Source organism: Thermaerobacillus caldiproteolyticus (assembly GCF_013761245.1).
GTDB lineage: Bacteria > Bacillota > Bacilli > Bacillales > Anoxybacillaceae > Thermaerobacillus > Thermaerobacillus caldiproteolyticus.
In genome coordinates this window covers 40,055-54,961 of the sequence record NZ_JACDUT010000001.1, presented here as the reverse complement: position 1 = coordinate 54,961, position 14,907 = coordinate 40,055, and the positions used below count along the sequence as shown (strand labels likewise).

Below are 14,907 nucleotides of genomic sequence, written 5' to 3'. Positions count from 1 at the left end.
CTTGTCACCATTCTTATTGTACATAGAATGGATGGAATATAGAAGCAAAATATAGTAGAATAAAAAAGCTCGTTTATTTAGACGATTCAAACAAGATGGAGGTTTCATCATGAAAAAAGCGTTAATTGAAATGGAAAATGGCGATCGTATCGTGATCGAATTATTCCCAAACGAAGCACCAGGAACAGTAGCTAACTTTGAAAAATTAGCAAACGAAGGATTTTATAACGGATTAACATTCCATCGCGTCATTCCGGGATTTGTTAGTCAAGGAGGGTGCCCGCGTGGAAACGGGACAGGTGATGCGGGTTACACGATTAAATGCGAAACAGATAACAATCCGCACAAACATGTGACAGGGGCGGTTTCGATGGCACATCGTGGCCGCGATACAGGTAGCTGCCAATTTTTTATTGTTCATGAACCTCAACCGCATTTAGATGGGGTACATACGGTATTTGGACAAGTAATTGAAGGAATGGATGCTGTGTATCGCATAAAACAAGGCGATGTCATGAAAGAAGTTAAAGTGTGGGAGGAAGAATAAGCTTCTGTTGAAAAAAGACTTAACAGATTAGCGGCTGTTAAGTCTTTTTTGTATAGCTAAAAAGCGAAAAAATGAACCTAAGCATTGATTTATTGGTTGTTTATTATAAAGTAAGAACCACGGATAATGGTTTCTGTAAATTCAATTTTTACACTTAGGGAAATGGCGGAAGATACGACCCTAAGTGTTTTTATTGAAAGAATGAAATAGATGAGCAGAAGTTAGTCTAATATTAGTCTAATAAAGGAAGAAATAGCAAACTGATAAGAAGAAGAATAGGTAGTGCCGTAAATACCCAAGCACCTGGCCGAGCAAAATTGACTGTCAAGCCAATCCCAAACCGTTTTTCTACAAAAAGGGATGGATCGTTGCGATTAAAATAAAACATCCCCCATTTCCAATACTCGTCATTATCGTAGTCAACCCAAAGTGTTTCTTCTCCTTTTTCAGTTGTGATTCGACTTCCACCCTGTCCGATTTTAAATGCTAGCCATAATATCCAAATGAATTGTGAAGCAAGTACGATGATAGTTGTTATCATAAGCGCAACTTTAGGAATATGGGTGATAACAGCCAATTGAATAACGAAAAACAACGTAACTGTTAAAATCGAAGAGCCGATCATGAATAAAGACAAGTGACGTCTAAAAACAATATTTTGTTTTTTTGACTTTTCTGGATTCGCTGCGTTTAATTCTTGTTTCGCTTTTTTTATAGCCGTATTGACAGCCATCATTAGTATAGTGACAAATATTTGGACAATTGGCAAAATAGAAACAGTATATATCGATTTATTTGTATAACGGGTAACATTTCCTTGTAAATCAAAATGGGCCGGTAAACGATCAGGTAGTTTTGGATACATGCCAATAGTGATTAAGATGGTTAAAAAGGAAATAAAAATAGGGATTAGAAACCATCCGTTTGAATAAACAAGGTGATTTTCCCTAAATTTTATATCGATAATGACACGTTCCTTCCGTTCTACCTTCCAGTTATACTCCTTTTTTAATTGTTTCATCCGTTTATGAAATGGGAGATAGATGAGAAAAGGAGTCAATATGAGCAGGAAGCCGAACAAAACAATAACTATCGCCATTATCGTTTCAGACGAAGGAAAAAATGGGAGAAAAAGGGTAGAGAGTAGCAATAAACTTGTGGTAATTCCTGCTCGGATGGCATACTGTTTTCGTAAATGTTTTATGACTGGTAATTGAGATGCTTCTTCTGGGATGGAGACCCCGAAGCATTGGGTCGGTTTTGTTAAATAAGGAATTACTGAAAGTAAAATGATTGCAGGAAGAAAAGAAACAATCAAAAGAATCGCATCAGCAATAGACATTAACATTTGCCTCCCTTGAGTTCGATTTCTTCGAAAATTTCTGAACAAAGTGTTAAAAACTGACTTTTGGTTAAATGCCGACAAACGGATTCCATTGCCAAAGGCCGAAGAGAAGCAAATAATCGCTTATAAAACTTATCATCCGCTTTTCTTATTTCTTCGCTGTTAATGACAGCTCCTTTCTTACGGTGAATTTGAATGAAGCCTAGCTGTTTTAAATGTTGGTAAGCTTTGTTCACTGTAAGCATATTTACTCCTAAATCAGCGGCTAATGTTCGTACAGGAGGTAGTTTGTCACCTGGCTTTAATTCCCCGGTAGCAATGCCTTCTATAATGGCGTGAACAAGCTGCATGTAAATCGGAATGTCTGATTGAAAATCTAATTCGATCAACATAAAGTGTCCTCCTTAATATTATTGTTATACATATAGTATAACAAATAAAATAAAAAAATATATAATTTTCAGTAAAAAATTCTTTGGCCACAGATAGTATTTTTTTCGCACTATAAACTAACTAGTAATAAATTAAAAATTGAAGTTTCCTATGTCCATTGCCCACAACAATTGGTTTGCTTTTGTTGGAACGATAAATGACTAAAGACTTTAACAGATTCGCTTCTATTAGGTCTTTTTTGTATAATTGAACTAAGAGGTGAAGCAAATGAATCGCAAAAATTGGCTGTTATTTTTTATTTTACTGGGAGCAAGTTTGCTCTGGGGGCTTGCATACTGGCTGTTCATTGCTGGCTGATGAGCATTTGAGAATAGACAAATGGCTTTATTGTGCTATAATGATAAAAAATTGAATATAGGGTATCCTTCGGGGCAGGGTGAAATTCCCGACCGGCGGTAATGAAACGAAAGCGTTTCTCAGCCCGCGAGCCGTATAGGCACGATCCGGTGCAATTCCGGAGCCGACAGTATAGTCTGGATGGGAGAAGGATCACACAGCACACGCAATGGAAAAGCTGCTTTCAAAGATTGTTGCTATTAGTGCATGCTTTTCAACAAGTACAGGCAACCTTTTGTTTGCTGTCGTGTCACGTTTGCACGTGATATTGATCGAACAACGAACGGTTTGGCGGACAAATTCATTTATCTGCAGACGTTCTTGTTCGATCAGGGGGGCGAACAGCTTTCTTTAGGAGACAGCTATATCACATTTGGTTATGTGCTGTTGTTTGACATTCAAAAAATGTAAATGTCATTGTGATTCTTACATAATCCTGCCCTAGGGCTTTTGACCTAGGGTTTTCTTTATGCCAAAAAAGGGGGCGGACGTGATGCAACACGACGAACAGTATATGCGATTGGCCATTGAGTTAGCGAAAGCGGGAATCGGACAGACATCTCCGAACCCGGTCGTCGGTGCTGTTGTTGTGAAAGACGGGGAAATTATCGGCTTGGGTGCGCATTTAAAAGCGGGGGAGCCGCATGCGGAAGTTCACGCGATTCGCATGGCAGGAGAGAAAGCGAAGAACGCAACCGTGTATGTGACGCTTGAGCCATGCAGTCATTTCGGAAAAACGCCCCCATGCGCGGATTTATTAGTGGACACAGGGGTCAAACGAGTCGTCATCGCAACAACAGACCCGAATCCGCTCGTTGCTGGAAAGGGAATAAAAAAACTGCAAAATGCAGGCATTGATGTAGAGGTTGGCGTGCTCAAAGAGGAAGCGGATGAGTTAAATCGCATCTTTTTCCACTATATCGCGACAAAAACACCGTTTGTCACGTTGAAATATGCGAGCAGCTTAGATGGGAAAATCGCGACGACGACCGGGGAAAGCAAATGGATTACATCGGAAGCAGCACGCCAAGATGCCCATCGTTATCGCGCTATGCATGATGCGATTCTTGTCGGAGTGAACACTGTGATTGCCGATAATCCAAGTTTAACGGTGAGACTTCCCGAAGGAGGAAAAAACCCGATTCGCGTCATTTTAGATACGCACTTACGCACGCCGCTTGAGGCAAACGTCGTCAATGACGGAGCGGCAGAAACGTGGATTGTCGTTGGGAATCAAGTAAAAGAGGAAAGCATCATGCCATATCGCAGGCGAAATGTACAAGTGATAAAAATGAACGAAGCGAACATCGACATTCGTAAATTGTTAAAAGTGCTTGGCGAAAAGCGGGTAACGTCTTTGTTCGTCGAAGGGGGAGCCAGCGTGCATGGGAGCTTTCTTCAAGCAAAGGCAGTCAACGAAATGGTGGCGTATATCGCGCCGAAAATCATCGGTGGAAAAGAGGCACCAGGTCCTATTGGAGGCAGCGGCTTTGCAAGCATGGCTGATGTGATGAAACTAAAAATTAAAAGCGTCGAAACGATCGGGCCGGATATCAAAATTGTGGCCATACCAAATCAAAAGGGTGAGCGATGATGTTTACTGGAATTATTGAAGAAGTCGGTACGATTGAACAAATGAAGCAGTCGGGAGAAGCGATTGTCATCACGATTGGCGCAAAAAAAATTTTAGAAGATGTTCGGCTCGGTGACAGCATTGCTGTCAACGGGGTTTGCTTGACGGTCACTTCGTTTACGAACCGTTCTTTTACCGTTGATGTCATGCCGGAAACGGTGCGAGCGACGTCGCTGCGCACATTAACGCGAGGGGCAAAAGTGAACTTAGAACGAGCAATGGCGGCAAACGGACGGTTCGGTGGTCATTTCGTTTCTGGACATGTCGACGGAATTGGGGAAATTATTCGTAAAGAACCGGTGGCGAATGCTGTTTATTACGATATTAAAGTGCCGAAAGAGTTGCGTAAATATATGATTTTAAAGGGATCGGTGGCTGTTGATGGAACGAGCTTAACGATTTTCGGGCTCACCGATGACACCTTTACAATTTCACTGATTCCGCACACGCGCGCGGAAACGATTTTAGGCGACAAACAAGTTGGAGATATTGTGAATATTGAGTGTGACGTTATCGGAAAATATGTGGAACAGTTTCTTGCCAGAAAACAAGAACCGGAACAACGCTCACGCATTACTCTCGAATTTTTAAAAGAGCACGGTTATTAAGAAAAGCGGGGCGGCGAAATGCCGCCATCCTGGCTCCGCGGTGAGTAAATGTTCTTCGTCCACAGAAGTGCTTGCACTTCAAGGGAAAAGATTATTTGCCACAAGAGAGCTAGCCGCCGGGCTGGACAGTAAATCAAAATTTATCCTTTCATAGCTATTAAAAAAGGGGGGCTTGTATGTTCAACACGATTGAAGAAGCGATTTACGAATTAATGCAAGGAAATGTCATTATTGTTTGCGATGATGAGGATCGCGAAAATGAAGGAGATTTCGTCGCATTAGCGGAAAAAGCCACACCGGAAGTCATTAACTTTATGATTAAGTACGGACGTGGTCTTGTATGTGTTCCGATTACCGAGGAGCTCGCTGATAAGCTCGATTTAGCGCCGATGGTTAACCATAATACGGATTCTCACGGGACAGCATTTACGGTGAGCGTCGACCACAAATCAACGACAACAGGCATTAGTGCCTACGAACGGGCAACGACGATTCAGGAGCTTCTTAACCCGAATGCGAAAGCGAGCGATTTTAAACGTCCAGGTCACATTTTTCCGCTCGTTGCGAAAAAAGGGGGCGTGTTGCGTCGCGCTGGTCACACGGAAGCAGCGGTTGATTTAGCTCGTTTATGCGGAGCGAAACCGGCTGGAGTCATTTGCGAAATTATTAAGGAAGATGGAACGATGGCGCGCGTGCCGGACTTACGGCAAATCGCTGATGAATTTGATTTAAAAATGATTACGATTAAAGACCTAATTAAGTATCGAAACCGAAAAGAAAAACTGGTCAAACGTGAAGTCGAAATTACGCTTCCGACTGAATTCGGTGAGTTTAAAGCGATCGGATATACGAATTCAGTGGACGGAAAAGAGCATGTAGCACTTGTTAAAGGCGAAGTTATTCCAGATGAACCGATTCTTGTCCGCGTTCATTCCGAGTGCTTAACAGGCGATGTGTTTGGTTCGTATCGTTGCGACTGCGGTCCGCAGCTTCATGCTGCGCTTCGGCAAATTGAAGAAGAAGGTCGGGGCATTTTGTTATATATGCGTCAAGAAGGTCGCGGTATCGGCTTGATCAACAAATTGCGTGCGTATAAACTACAAGAGCAAGGATACGACACGGTAGAGGCAAACGAAAAGCTCGGTTTCCCTGCTGATTTGCGTGATTACGGAATCGGTGCGCAAATTTTAAAAGATTTGGGCGTAACGAAAATGCGACTCCTTACGAACAATCCACGAAAAATTGCTGGGTTAAAGGGATATGACCTAGAAGTTGTAGAGCGTGTACCACTACAAATGCCGGTGAAAAAGGAAAATGAAAAATATTTAAAAACAAAATACGAAAAATTAGGCCATATGTTGCATTTTTAAGAAAACCTTGTCGCGATTTTGTAAAAATTGTATTATGATGAAAACAGTTAGCGGAAATGAATTTAGGAGGGGTTTTGGATGAGAATCATGGAAGGAAATCTAGTAGGTACGGGATTAAAAATCGGAATTGTCGTTTCACGATTTAATGAATTCATTACAAGCAAATTGTTGTCGGGAGCATTAGATGGTTTAAAACGACACGGTATTGAAGAACAGGATGTTACCGTGGCATGGGTGCCGGGAGCATTTGAAATTCCGCTTGTAGCGAAAAAAATGGCAGAATCGAAGCAATATGATGCAGTGATTGCCCTAGGTACGGTTATTCGCGGCGCAACAAGTCATTATGATTACGTGTGCAACGAGGTGGCCAAAGGAGTTTCCCATGCGTCGTTATCAACAGGAACTCCGGTCATTTTTGGCGTACTAACGACAGAGACGATTGAACAAGCGATTGAACGCGCCGGAACAAAAGCGGGCAATAAAGGTTGGGAAGCAGCGGTTAGCGCCATCGAAATGGCGAACCTTCTCCGTTCTTTTTCATAAACCATGTGTAAAAAGGCAATGAGGAGTTCACAATAATAACAAGAACGTTTATAATACGTAATGAGAAAACGACTTCCGTACTTTTCTGTCGAAGAAAAGTCTTGTCAGTAATGAGGGATTCTTTATGTTAATTCGTTACCGAAAAAATTACGAAAAAATCGCGATGGGTCTTCTGTCGTTTATGCCGACAGAAAAAGACTTAAAAAAGTTGCAGCAAACGATTAAACAGTACGAAACAGATGATGATTGGCAACTCTTTTTATGGAAAGAAGAGGAGGATATCATCGGCATTATTGGTATTTTAATGCGCGATGAAAATGTTGCCGAAATTCAGCATATTAGTGTCAATCCTTCGCACCGCCACCAAGGTATTGGAAAACAAATGGTAAAAGCGCTGAAAGAAATGTTTCCTCACTACGTGTTTCAAGCAAACGAATTGACTGCTTCATTTTTAGATAAGTGTGAATAAGAGCATAGAGGCTGTCTATAAAGTAAAATGATTTACTTGTTAGACTGCCTCTTCGCTTTTTTCTTCTGTTCGCGTGCTTCTATGACATCGGAGCGGTCGCGCAACTTATGTTTATGCAGCAAAAATTCGTTATGAAGATCGCTTTCTTTTCCCCATACAAGCCCGCGCTCGCGGCATATCATCTGGCACGTTTTTAACAATTGAACGTCGAAAATCGGAAGTTCAATGCTTCGATACGGTTCACCTTTATCGAGCCGTTCGATGTAGTGCTGCAGTTGCTGTTTTAGCTGTGAATAATCCAGTCCTAACCGTTCGATTGCTGCTTTTTCCCCTTCGAGAAGCGACAGCGCTTTTTGCATCATTCGCCGCGCTCCTCGATCATTCCCGCGCCGATGATGGTACAGAGCCACAGCGATTTGAATAAGAACGACCCACACCTGTTTTCGTCCATCTTGTTTCCAATGCTCTTCTAGTATTTCGTGACATTCAAAATAATCACGGTCTGTGTGAAAATGAAGCAAATAGTCGATATAGGAGTTCGGATACATCATTACACGACCTTTCTATTCATTGTAATCGTATTGTATCATATTGTGCGTAGTGTGTAGGAATTTGAAAAATCATATTGGACAACGCTGTATTATCGTCTATACTTAACGGTAGTGTAGTTGAAAAATGGTGGGATGAATGTGCAATACAATGTAAAAATTGAGGCGTTTGAAGGTCCGCTCGACCTTTTATTGCATTTAATTAACCGCTATGAAATTGATATTTATGACATTCCTGTCGCGGAAATTACGGAACAATATATGGCGTATATTCATGCGATGCAAGAGCTTGAGCTTGATATTGCAAGCGAATATTTAGTGATGGCAGCGACGCTTCTTGCTATCAAAAGCAAAATGTTGTTGCCAAAGCATGAGGAAGAAAGATTGGATGAAGGAATGGAACCGATCGACGAGGATCCACGGGAAGAATTAATGCAGCGGTTGTTGGAATATAAAAAATTTAAAGAAGCGGCACATGAACTAAAAAAGAGAGAAGAAGAGCGCGCGCTTTTATTTACGAAACCGCCGAGCGATTTAAGCGCCTATGCCACAGCTGTTGAAGTGGAAAAACGGCCGCTTGATGTGAATGTATACGATATGCTCGGGGCTCTTTCAAAATTATTGCGCCGGAAAAAATTACAAAAACCGCTTCATACGAAAATTACGCGTCAAGAGATTTCCATCGAAAAACGAATGGATGAAATTTTAAGCGAATTGCGAAGAACACGAAAGCGGAAAAATTTTTACGACTTGTTCCCTCACTATGACCGCGAGCATATTGTTGTGACATTTTTAGCGATTTTAGAACTCATGAAAAAAAACTTAATCATCATTGAACAAGAACGAAATTTTGCCGATATTTTCATCTCTAGCAACGAAAGGATGACACAAAATGGAGATGAGTGAATATAAAGCGATTGTCGAAGGATTATTATTCGCTGCCGGAGATGAAGGACTGTCGCTCAAACAAATTGCGTCCGTGCTTGATGTCAACGACGAACAAGCATTGACCATCATCGAGGAGCTCAAAGAGGATTATAACCAGCAAAGCCGTGGTATTCATCTTATTGAGCTGGCAGGCGTGTTTCAACTGGCGACAAAGAAAGAGCATGCTCCTTATTTAAAAAAGCTAGTTGAATCACCGGGTTCTTCGTCTTTATCGCAAGCAGCGCTCGAAACGTTAGCCATTGTTGCTTATCGCCAGCCGATTACAAGAGCGGAAATCGAAGAAATTCGCGGCGTAAAAAGCGATAAGCCGTTGCAAACGTTAATTGCCAAGGCGCTCGTGAAAGAAGTGGGAAGGGCGGAAGGAACAGGCAGGCCGATTTTATACGGAACGACAAAGGAATTTTTAGACTATTTTGGTTTAAAAACGTTAGAAGAGCTGCCACAGCTGCCGGAATTGAGTGAAGACGAAAACATGGAGCGAGAGGCGGATTTATTCTTTGAAAAATTTGAAGAAACTTTTAACGAACAGACGTGATTATGATAAGATAGAAGTAGCTTATTTTGTCTTTGTTCTCGCGGTTAAAGGGGGCTTAGTGTATGCGGATCCACCGATGTCAAGGATACGAATTAGAAAAAGCGCAGCCGAATACGTCCGAAGACTTTTTTAATCGGTCGGAAGTGACGTTCGTGGAAGACGGAGATGAGAAGACACTGCATGTGTTATATGTACGTTATTTTGAAGAGGCATTTCCGTCCTTTACTCCATATGAACAAGACCCGATTTTTTCCGTTCAAGGGCGCGATGTCTATTTCAAGGATATTGTCGCACTCGTTTGCTTGTTGAAAAATCCAAGTTTCCGTCATCGCAAGCGCGTCTATGTCAATGAAGAAAAGGAATTCCGCCGCTATTTTGAGCATATTGAATTTACAAAGCTTCCCGAGATTTTTGCAGCCTTAGAAACAAAAGGAGAATATGAATTAACGTCACCTCTCCTTTTTATTACACAGCCATCTTAAACGGATATGGGGGTCTTTTCGTATGGGAAATTCCATCGTCATGAGCCAAACGAAACAAGTTGAAGCGTTTTTGCAACAAACGGTGAAAGCCATTTCTGACTACTTGAATGAAACGACGATTACTGGATTGCTCCATGAGCAAGAAGGTGGAAACAAAGCGTACTATGAACAATTGTTTTCGAATTTACGGCGCCTTGTTGTTTATTGTGAAGAAGGCTTAGAAGCATGCCGAGTTGTGTTAAGCGATGAGCCGTTTCGCAAAGCTGCGGCAGAAAAGGTCCTTTATCGCATTTATCATTCGTGCATTTCCGAATTTTTTGCGCCAAAAGGCGATACTTGGTATGAAGATAGCCGCTCAGCATACACAGGGAGAAATTCCATTAAATTCCGGCAAACGCCACCTTCTTCATTCAAAAACCTTCTCTCATCGCTCGAAAGTGGATTTCAAACGATTCGCGAGGAGCTCGAATTTTACGAGACTGATTATCGCACGAAAATCATTCAATCGAAATAACAATCGGAGCTGTCTCCTTATGTGTCGGGAGACAGCCGTTTTATTTTTTGTGCTTTTGTTTGTTAGCGTCCTGTACTTTTGAGCATCCAAACACTTCGATACGGGAGAAACGTTTGATTTTCAAAGCAGGCCTATACCGCTTTCATTTTTTACTCTGTTCTCGGTTTTATCGGGGTACAAGCTGGCTGGTTCACAACGTTTGTAGACTCTGCGAGCTTCTGCAAGTAATAACATTCTTCTCTTGCCATGTGGTCCGCCATGAGCGGTGTTAACACCCCTAATATTTCTTTGTTTAACTCCATCTCTTCTAATTCGTGTAAAAAGTTTTGGAAGATGACCATCTCTAATTCAATGTCCCGATGAAAGCGGGCTAATGCTGGGAAATCGTATAGATTCGTTCGCAAATATCCAGCCATCTCAATCGCTTTTAAGTAAAAGGCTTCCCATTCTTTTGTAAACGTATCACTTTGTTGCTTTAATTCTTTTTCGACGCTATCCAAATGATCGTTAATCGCCCCTGCGTGACCTGCAGCGTCAAGTAGCCATAGTAGGTCATGGTGAAGTGGATGAACGGCAGGAGGTAGTTTCCTCTGTACGAGATAGCTAGCGATTCGCAACCATTCATCCAGTTCGTTGACCATATGATTTAAAAACGATGGGGACAAAGAAAAGCTGATTTTATCTGTTAACAATCTTTTTAGTAAATGAAGTTTAAATACCCGCAATTGTTCGCCTGCTTCTTTTCCCCGCTTAACGAGCTCTAGTAAACTTGCATATCCTCCACGTGCCTGTTCTAGCAGTTCATCAAACAGAAAAATAAATTGTTTGGCCCGTTTGATTTCATTTGTTTCTTTTTCAGCAAGGGATTCATCAATAAATCGACAATGGTCGCCGAGAATTTGCATCCAAAATTGCAGCTCAAACGCCGCCTCTTGTTCAAAGGTTTTTTTCACTGTTTCTCACCTCGTTTTTATATGTATGAACATTGGTGAATTGGGGTGCGCAAAGACAAGAACGATTTTTAGGCTCACGGCATACGATATGGCGACAAACGAAGAGGAGGTTTTTTATGGAACAACAAGAACGTTTTCAACAATATGTCAATGACGTAATCGAATGGGGAAAACAAATGGAGCAGCGATATGCGGAGCGCGGCGAAGAAGAGATTCACGCTGATATTGAAGCGTTGCTCTCTCGCCTTAAACAACATGAAGAGGTATGGACAGAAGAGGACATTTACGACATTCAAACAATGGTGGATGATTTGTATGAAAAAGCAGAGCGAAGGGAAGACAGAGATCGTCAAGGGCGTGTTCCGATCGGCGGCCATAAGCTTCCGCCGCTTCCGTATCGATATGATGCGCTTGAGCCGCATATTTCGGAGGAAATTATGCGCCTTCATCATACGAAGCATCACCAAAGTTATGTTGACGGATTAAATAAAGCGGAAAAAATGATGCAAAAAGCGCGAGAAACGAATGATTATGAATTGTTAAAGCATTGGGAGCGAGAAGCAGCGTTTCACGGCTCCGGCCATTACTTACACACGATTTTTTGGAACAATATGACACCGAAAGGAGGGGGAGAACCGCGCGGAGGATTGTTGGAGCGAATTAAGGCCGATTTTGGCAGTTTTGAGAGATTTAAAAGACATTTTACAGAAGCAGCCAAAAGCGTCGAAGGGGTCGGCTGGGTGATTCTTGTCTGGTCGCCACGCTCACACCGATTGGAAATTTTACAAACGGAAAAGCATCAATGGATGACGCAATGGGATACGGTTCCGTTACTTGTGTTAGATGTGTGGGAACATGCGTATTATTTGCAATATAAAAATGACCGTACCGCTTATATTAACAATTGGTGGAACGTCGTTCATTGGCGGAATGTAGAACAGCGTTTTGAACAAGCGAACAAGCTTCGGTGGAGACCATTTTAAGTTGATAGCGGGAAGGAATTTCCTTCCCTTTTATGCGGTTACTTTTATGCGGTTAGATGAGACTTGTACATTTTCAAGCATATCCATTCATTTTGTGCATACACTTGTACAAAACGGAAAAAGGGATGGGATTACATGGAGCTAGGGAAACGGTGTATGGTACTCATCATAGCGCTTACCATGTTTTTTTCATGTATTCCGAACAAAACAGAAGCAGTCGGAGAAGTTAGCGCGCAAAGTGCGATTTTAATGGAGCAACATTCGGGACGAGTACTATTTGAAAAAGACGCACATACGAAGAGACGCATTGCAAGCATCACCAAAATTATGACGGCCATTTTAGCGATTGAATCGGGAAAAATGGACGAAACGGTAACGGTGAGCTCTCGTGCTGTTCGTGCGGAAGGATCGTCCGTTTATTTGAAAGAGGGAGAAAAAATCAAGTTGCGCGATCTCGTATATGGACTGATGCTTCGTTCGGGGAACGATGCGGCAATTGCTATCGCTGAATATGTCGGGGGAAGCGTTGAAGGTTTTGTGTTTTTGATGAACCAAAAAGCGGCAGAAATCGGAATGAGAGATACTGAGTTTGCGAATCCCCACGGATTAGATGATGCGGAGAATCATTACTCTACCGCCTACGATATGGCGTTATTAATGCAGTATGCGATGCAGAATAAAGAGTTTCGGAAAATTGCAGGAACAAAAGTATATCGTGCCCCCAATCCCGGGGAAAAATGGGATCGAGTCTGGCGCAATAAAAATAAATTGCTCACGAACCTTTATGAGTATTGCACAGGGGGAAAAACGGGATATACGAAACGAGCGAAACGCACGCTCGTCACGACTGCTTCCAAAGACGGTTTAAATTTAATCGCGGTGACGCTGGATGCACCGGATGACTGGAATGACCATATTGCAATGTACGAATACGGGTTTGAAGATTATGTCATCGCCAAAGTAGACGACAAGCGGATGATCAACAAAATTAAGGATGACTTTTATCATAATAAGATTCGCGTGAGCCGCGATTTAATGTATCCTGTGACAGAAGAGGAAATGAAACAGCTACATGTTAAGATTCAACTCATCAAACCAAAAAAAGAATGGAAGAAAGATGAACGCGATATCCCTGACGTTGTTGGCAAAGCGGTGCTTTATTTAGACGACGAAGCGGTTGATGAGGTACCAATTTTGTACGAGCATTCATCAAATGCTGTGTCTAATGATTCGATTGGGAAGTTATTTTTCTTTTTAGGTGTGGGGAACGATGGTTAACGTAATTTGGGTAATGATGGCGATTATCGGAATTTTCTTTGCGATGGCCCATGGAACGATGGATGAAGTGAACGAAGCGGTATTTAAAGGTGCAAAAGAAGCGGTGACAATCAGCATCGGTATGATTAGTATTTTAGTGTTTTGGCTTGGATTGATGAGAATTGCAGAGGAAGCAGGATTGCTTGCTAAGCTTTCTAATTTATGTAAACCATTTGTTCGCTGCCTTTTTCCAGAGGTGCCGGCAAACCATCCGGCGATGGGGTATATCGTCTCGAATATGATTGCGAATATGTTTGGTCTGGGGAATGCCGCAACACCGATGGGAATTAAAGCAATGGAAGAGCTGAAAAAATTAAATGGCTATAAAGACGAGGCGAGCCGCTCAATGGTCACATTTTTGGCGATTAACACGTCAAGCATTACGCTTATTCCGGCGACGGTTATTTCGATTCGGATGACATATGGCTCTGCGGCTCCTGGAGACATTATCGGCACGACTCTTGTTGCTTCCACCATTTCCACGATTGGTGCCATTTTCATCGATCGATATTATTATTGGAAGCGAGTGCGGAAAGGTGGGAAGAGGAGATGAGCCTGATTCAGCTAATTTCCATTTGGCTGATCCCTGTCACCATTGCCTTTATTCTTTTATATGGGACGTTTAAAAAAGTGCCGACATATGAAGCGTTTGTCGAGGGGGGAAAAGAAGGCATTCAAATCGCCTTTTCCGTGATTCCGTATTTAGTCGGCATGCTTGTATCGATTTCGATTTTTCGAGCCTCCGGGGCCTTGGACTATATAATGAATTTCATTGAGCCGCTCGTTAAAACGATTGGCATTCCCGTAGAAGTCGTGCCGCTGGCGATGATTCGCACCATTTCCGGCACAGCCGCTTTAGGCATGACGACCGATTTGATTGCCACATACGGACCGGATTCGTTTATCGGTCGGCTTGCGTCGACGATTCAAGGGAGTACGGAAACAACGTTGTATGTGTTAACCGTTTACTTTGGCGCTGTCGGTATTAAAAAGATGGGAGATGCGTTGAAAGTAGGGATTTTAGCCGATATCCTTAGTTTTATCATTTCGTTTTTTATTGTATTATTTGTATTTGGTAGATAGGAAAAGCAGAGAAGAGCCGTTAAGTGCAATGGACAAATATTCTTTCTTTGAAGAAGTTCCTGCATTGCCGAGAGGGCGGGGGTGTTTTCGAGTTACATAAAGCATCACTTTTTAAATCATATTTTGGGCAAGTGTGGCATGGAAGACAACTATCTGCGAGCCGGGCAAAACGGTTTTTCGTTAAAATGGCTGCGTTCTTCACCTTTAAAAAAGTGACCTACCTGTTGGGTTGCTTTTTTT

Annotated in this window: 18 protein-coding genes and 1 riboswitch; of the genes, 14 read left to right on the top strand and 4 right to left on the bottom strand. The window is 42.2% G+C overall.

The genetic code is table 11. The features are described 5' to 3' along the window. Positions 1-106 precede the first annotated feature (106 nt). Positions 107-547 carry a peptidylprolyl isomerase gene (locus HNR31_RS00295; protein ID WP_181554841.1) on the top strand — a complete coding sequence of 147 codons (441 nt, stop codon included), beginning with the start codon at positions 107-109 and terminating at the stop codon, positions 545-547. A 232-nt stretch (positions 548-779) separates the two neighbouring features. Here the strand turns inward: HNR31_RS00295 and HNR31_RS00290 are convergent, their stop codons facing one another. Together HNR31_RS00290 and HNR31_RS00285 are read right to left on the bottom strand one after the other, a co-directional pair. After that, entirely contained in the window at positions 780-1,889 is a 1,110-nt protein-coding gene (locus HNR31_RS00290; protein ID WP_181554265.1) for a DUF1648 domain-containing protein, read from the bottom strand. After that, a complete protein-coding gene (locus HNR31_RS00285) occupies positions 1,889-2,284 on the bottom strand; it encodes a GntR family transcriptional regulator (protein WP_181554264.1) in 396 nt (131 codons plus the stop codon). The genes HNR31_RS00290 and HNR31_RS00285 overlap by 1 nt, the downstream gene beginning before the upstream one ends. A 419-nt stretch (positions 2,285-2,703) precedes the next feature. Continuing rightward, a riboswitch (FMN riboswitch) is annotated at positions 2,704-2,838 on the top strand. A 336-nt stretch (positions 2,839-3,174) separates the two neighbouring features. Between HNR31_RS00285 and ribD the strand changes: the two genes are divergently transcribed. From ribD to HNR31_RS00260, 5 genes are all read left to right on the top strand, one after another. Beyond that, positions 3,175-4,275: a bifunctional diaminohydroxyphosphoribosylaminopyrimidine deaminase/5-amino-6-(5-phosphoribosylamino)uracil reductase RibD gene (gene ribD, locus HNR31_RS00280; protein WP_181554263.1), complete on the top strand. Its 1,101-nt coding sequence runs from the start codon at positions 3,175-3,177 to the stop codon at positions 4,273-4,275. Then, positions 4,275-4,922 carry a riboflavin synthase gene (gene ribE / locus HNR31_RS00275; protein WP_181554840.1) on the top strand — a complete coding sequence of 216 codons (648 nt, stop codon included), beginning with the start codon at positions 4,275-4,277 and terminating at the stop codon, positions 4,920-4,922. Before ribD ends, ribE begins: the two co-directional genes overlap by 1 nt. A 176-nt stretch (positions 4,923-5,098) precedes the next feature. Further along, positions 5,099-6,292 (top strand): bifunctional 3,4-dihydroxy-2-butanone-4-phosphate synthase/GTP cyclohydrolase II, encoded by a 1,194-nt coding sequence (locus HNR31_RS00270; RefSeq protein ID WP_181554262.1) that lies wholly within the window; start codon positions 5,099-5,101, stop codon positions 6,290-6,292. Positions 6,293-6,370: 78 nt separating this feature from the next. Next, on the top strand, positions 6,371-6,835 hold the full coding sequence (gene ribH / locus HNR31_RS00265; protein ID WP_181554261.1) for a 6,7-dimethyl-8-ribityllumazine synthase: 465 nt from the start codon (positions 6,371-6,373) through the stop codon (positions 6,833-6,835). Between the two features lie 124 nt (positions 6,836-6,959). Further along, complete coding sequence (locus HNR31_RS00260; RefSeq protein WP_181554260.1) at positions 6,960-7,304, top strand: GNAT family N-acetyltransferase; 345 nt, start codon at positions 6,960-6,962, stop codon at positions 7,302-7,304. A gap of 32 nt (positions 7,305-7,336) precedes the next feature. Here the strand turns inward: HNR31_RS00260 and HNR31_RS00255 are convergent, their stop codons facing one another. Then, positions 7,337-7,852 carry a DUF309 domain-containing protein gene (locus HNR31_RS00255; protein ID WP_181554839.1) on the bottom strand — a complete coding sequence of 172 codons (516 nt, stop codon included), beginning with the start codon at positions 7,850-7,852 and terminating at the stop codon, positions 7,337-7,339. A 135-nt stretch (positions 7,853-7,987) separates the two neighbouring features. Between HNR31_RS00255 and HNR31_RS00250 the strand changes: the two genes are divergently transcribed. The 4 genes from HNR31_RS00250 (at position 7,988) to HNR31_RS00235 (ending at position 10,331) form a co-directional block, all read left to right on the top strand. Next, positions 7,988-8,758, top strand: a complete 771-nt coding sequence (locus tag HNR31_RS00250) for a segregation/condensation protein A (RefSeq protein WP_181554259.1) — start codon at positions 7,988-7,990, stop codon at positions 8,756-8,758. Further along, positions 8,745-9,335: an SMC-Scp complex subunit ScpB gene (gene scpB / locus HNR31_RS00245; RefSeq protein WP_181554258.1), complete on the top strand. Its 591-nt coding sequence runs from the start codon at positions 8,745-8,747 to the stop codon at positions 9,333-9,335. Before HNR31_RS00250 ends, scpB begins: the two co-directional genes overlap by 14 nt. Positions 9,336-9,397: 62 nt before the next feature. After that, a complete protein-coding gene (locus HNR31_RS00240) occupies positions 9,398-9,817 on the top strand; it encodes a hypothetical protein (protein WP_181554257.1) in 420 nt (139 codons plus the stop codon). 22 nt (positions 9,818-9,839) lie between these two features. Beyond that, on the top strand, positions 9,840-10,331 hold the full coding sequence (locus HNR31_RS00235) for a YpuI family protein (RefSeq protein ID WP_181554256.1): 492 nt from the start codon (positions 9,840-9,842) through the stop codon (positions 10,329-10,331). Between the two features lie 149 nt (positions 10,332-10,480). On the opposite strand, the gene HNR31_RS00230 is transcribed toward HNR31_RS00235, so the two are convergent. Next, on the bottom strand, positions 10,481-11,284 hold the full coding sequence (locus tag HNR31_RS00230) for a DUF2935 domain-containing protein (protein WP_181554255.1): 804 nt from the start codon (positions 11,282-11,284) through the stop codon (positions 10,481-10,483). Between the two features lie 116 nt (positions 11,285-11,400). Between HNR31_RS00230 and HNR31_RS00225 the strand changes: the two genes are divergently transcribed. From HNR31_RS00225 to HNR31_RS00210, 4 genes are all read left to right on the top strand, one after another. Continuing rightward, complete coding sequence (locus HNR31_RS00225; RefSeq protein WP_181554254.1) at positions 11,401-12,267, top strand: superoxide dismutase; 867 nt, start codon at positions 11,401-11,403, stop codon at positions 12,265-12,267. 135 nt (positions 12,268-12,402) lie between these two features. Continuing rightward, complete coding sequence (locus HNR31_RS00220; protein WP_181554253.1) at positions 12,403-13,545, top strand: D-alanyl-D-alanine carboxypeptidase family protein; 1,143 nt, start codon at positions 12,403-12,405, stop codon at positions 13,543-13,545. Further along, positions 13,538-14,137 (top strand): nucleoside recognition domain-containing protein, encoded by a 600-nt coding sequence (locus tag HNR31_RS00215; protein ID WP_181554252.1) that lies wholly within the window; start codon positions 13,538-13,540, stop codon positions 14,135-14,137. Before HNR31_RS00220 ends, HNR31_RS00215 begins: the two co-directional genes overlap by 8 nt. After that, positions 14,134-14,667 (top strand): spore maturation protein, encoded by a 534-nt coding sequence (locus HNR31_RS00210; protein WP_181554251.1) that lies wholly within the window; start codon positions 14,134-14,136, stop codon positions 14,665-14,667. Before HNR31_RS00215 ends, HNR31_RS00210 begins: the two co-directional genes overlap by 4 nt. Positions 14,668-14,907 lie beyond the last annotated feature (240 nt).

What these genes read in the sequence shown, in the direction of transcription:
- HNR31_RS00225 (WP_181554254.1), top strand. Translation starts at nt 11,401, where the DNA reads ATGGAACAACAAGAACGTTTTCAACAATATGTCAATGACGTAATCGAA.
- ribH (WP_181554261.1), top strand. Translation starts at nt 6,371, where the DNA reads ATGAGAATCATGGAAGGAAATCTAGTAGGTACGGGATTAAAAATCGGA.
- HNR31_RS00270 (WP_181554262.1), top strand. Translation starts at nt 5,099, where the DNA reads ATGTTCAACACGATTGAAGAAGCGATTTACGAATTAATGCAAGGAAAT.
- HNR31_RS00260 (WP_181554260.1), top strand. Translation starts at nt 6,960, where the DNA reads ATGTTAATTCGTTACCGAAAAAATTACGAAAAAATCGCGATGGGTCTT.
- HNR31_RS00255 (WP_181554839.1), bottom strand. Translation starts at nt 7,852, where the DNA reads ATGTATCCGAACTCCTATATCGACTATTTGCTTCATTTTCACACAGAC.
- HNR31_RS00240 (WP_181554257.1), top strand. Translation starts at nt 9,398, where the DNA reads ATGCGGATCCACCGATGTCAAGGATACGAATTAGAAAAAGCGCAGCCG.
- HNR31_RS00250 (WP_181554259.1), top strand. Translation starts at nt 7,988, where the DNA reads ATGAATGTGCAATACAATGTAAAAATTGAGGCGTTTGAAGGTCCGCTC.
- HNR31_RS00290 (WP_181554265.1), bottom strand. Translation starts at nt 1,889, where the DNA reads ATGTCTATTGCTGATGCGATTCTTTTGATTGTTTCTTTTCTTCCTGCA.
- HNR31_RS00285 (WP_181554264.1), bottom strand. Translation starts at nt 2,284, where the DNA reads ATGTTGATCGAATTAGATTTTCAATCAGACATTCCGATTTACATGCAG.
- HNR31_RS00210 (WP_181554251.1), top strand. Translation starts at nt 14,134, where the DNA reads ATGAGCCTGATTCAGCTAATTTCCATTTGGCTGATCCCTGTCACCATT.
- scpB (WP_181554258.1), top strand. Translation starts at nt 8,745, where the DNA reads ATGGAGATGAGTGAATATAAAGCGATTGTCGAAGGATTATTATTCGCT.
- HNR31_RS00215 (WP_181554252.1), top strand. Translation starts at nt 13,538, where the DNA reads ATGGTTAACGTAATTTGGGTAATGATGGCGATTATCGGAATTTTCTTT.
- HNR31_RS00220 (WP_181554253.1), top strand. Translation starts at nt 12,403, where the DNA reads ATGGAGCTAGGGAAACGGTGTATGGTACTCATCATAGCGCTTACCATG.
- ribD (WP_181554263.1), top strand. Translation starts at nt 3,175, where the DNA reads ATGCAACACGACGAACAGTATATGCGATTGGCCATTGAGTTAGCGAAA.
- ribE (WP_181554840.1), top strand. Translation starts at nt 4,275, where the DNA reads ATGTTTACTGGAATTATTGAAGAAGTCGGTACGATTGAACAAATGAAG.
- HNR31_RS00235 (WP_181554256.1), top strand. Translation starts at nt 9,840, where the DNA reads ATGGGAAATTCCATCGTCATGAGCCAAACGAAACAAGTTGAAGCGTTT.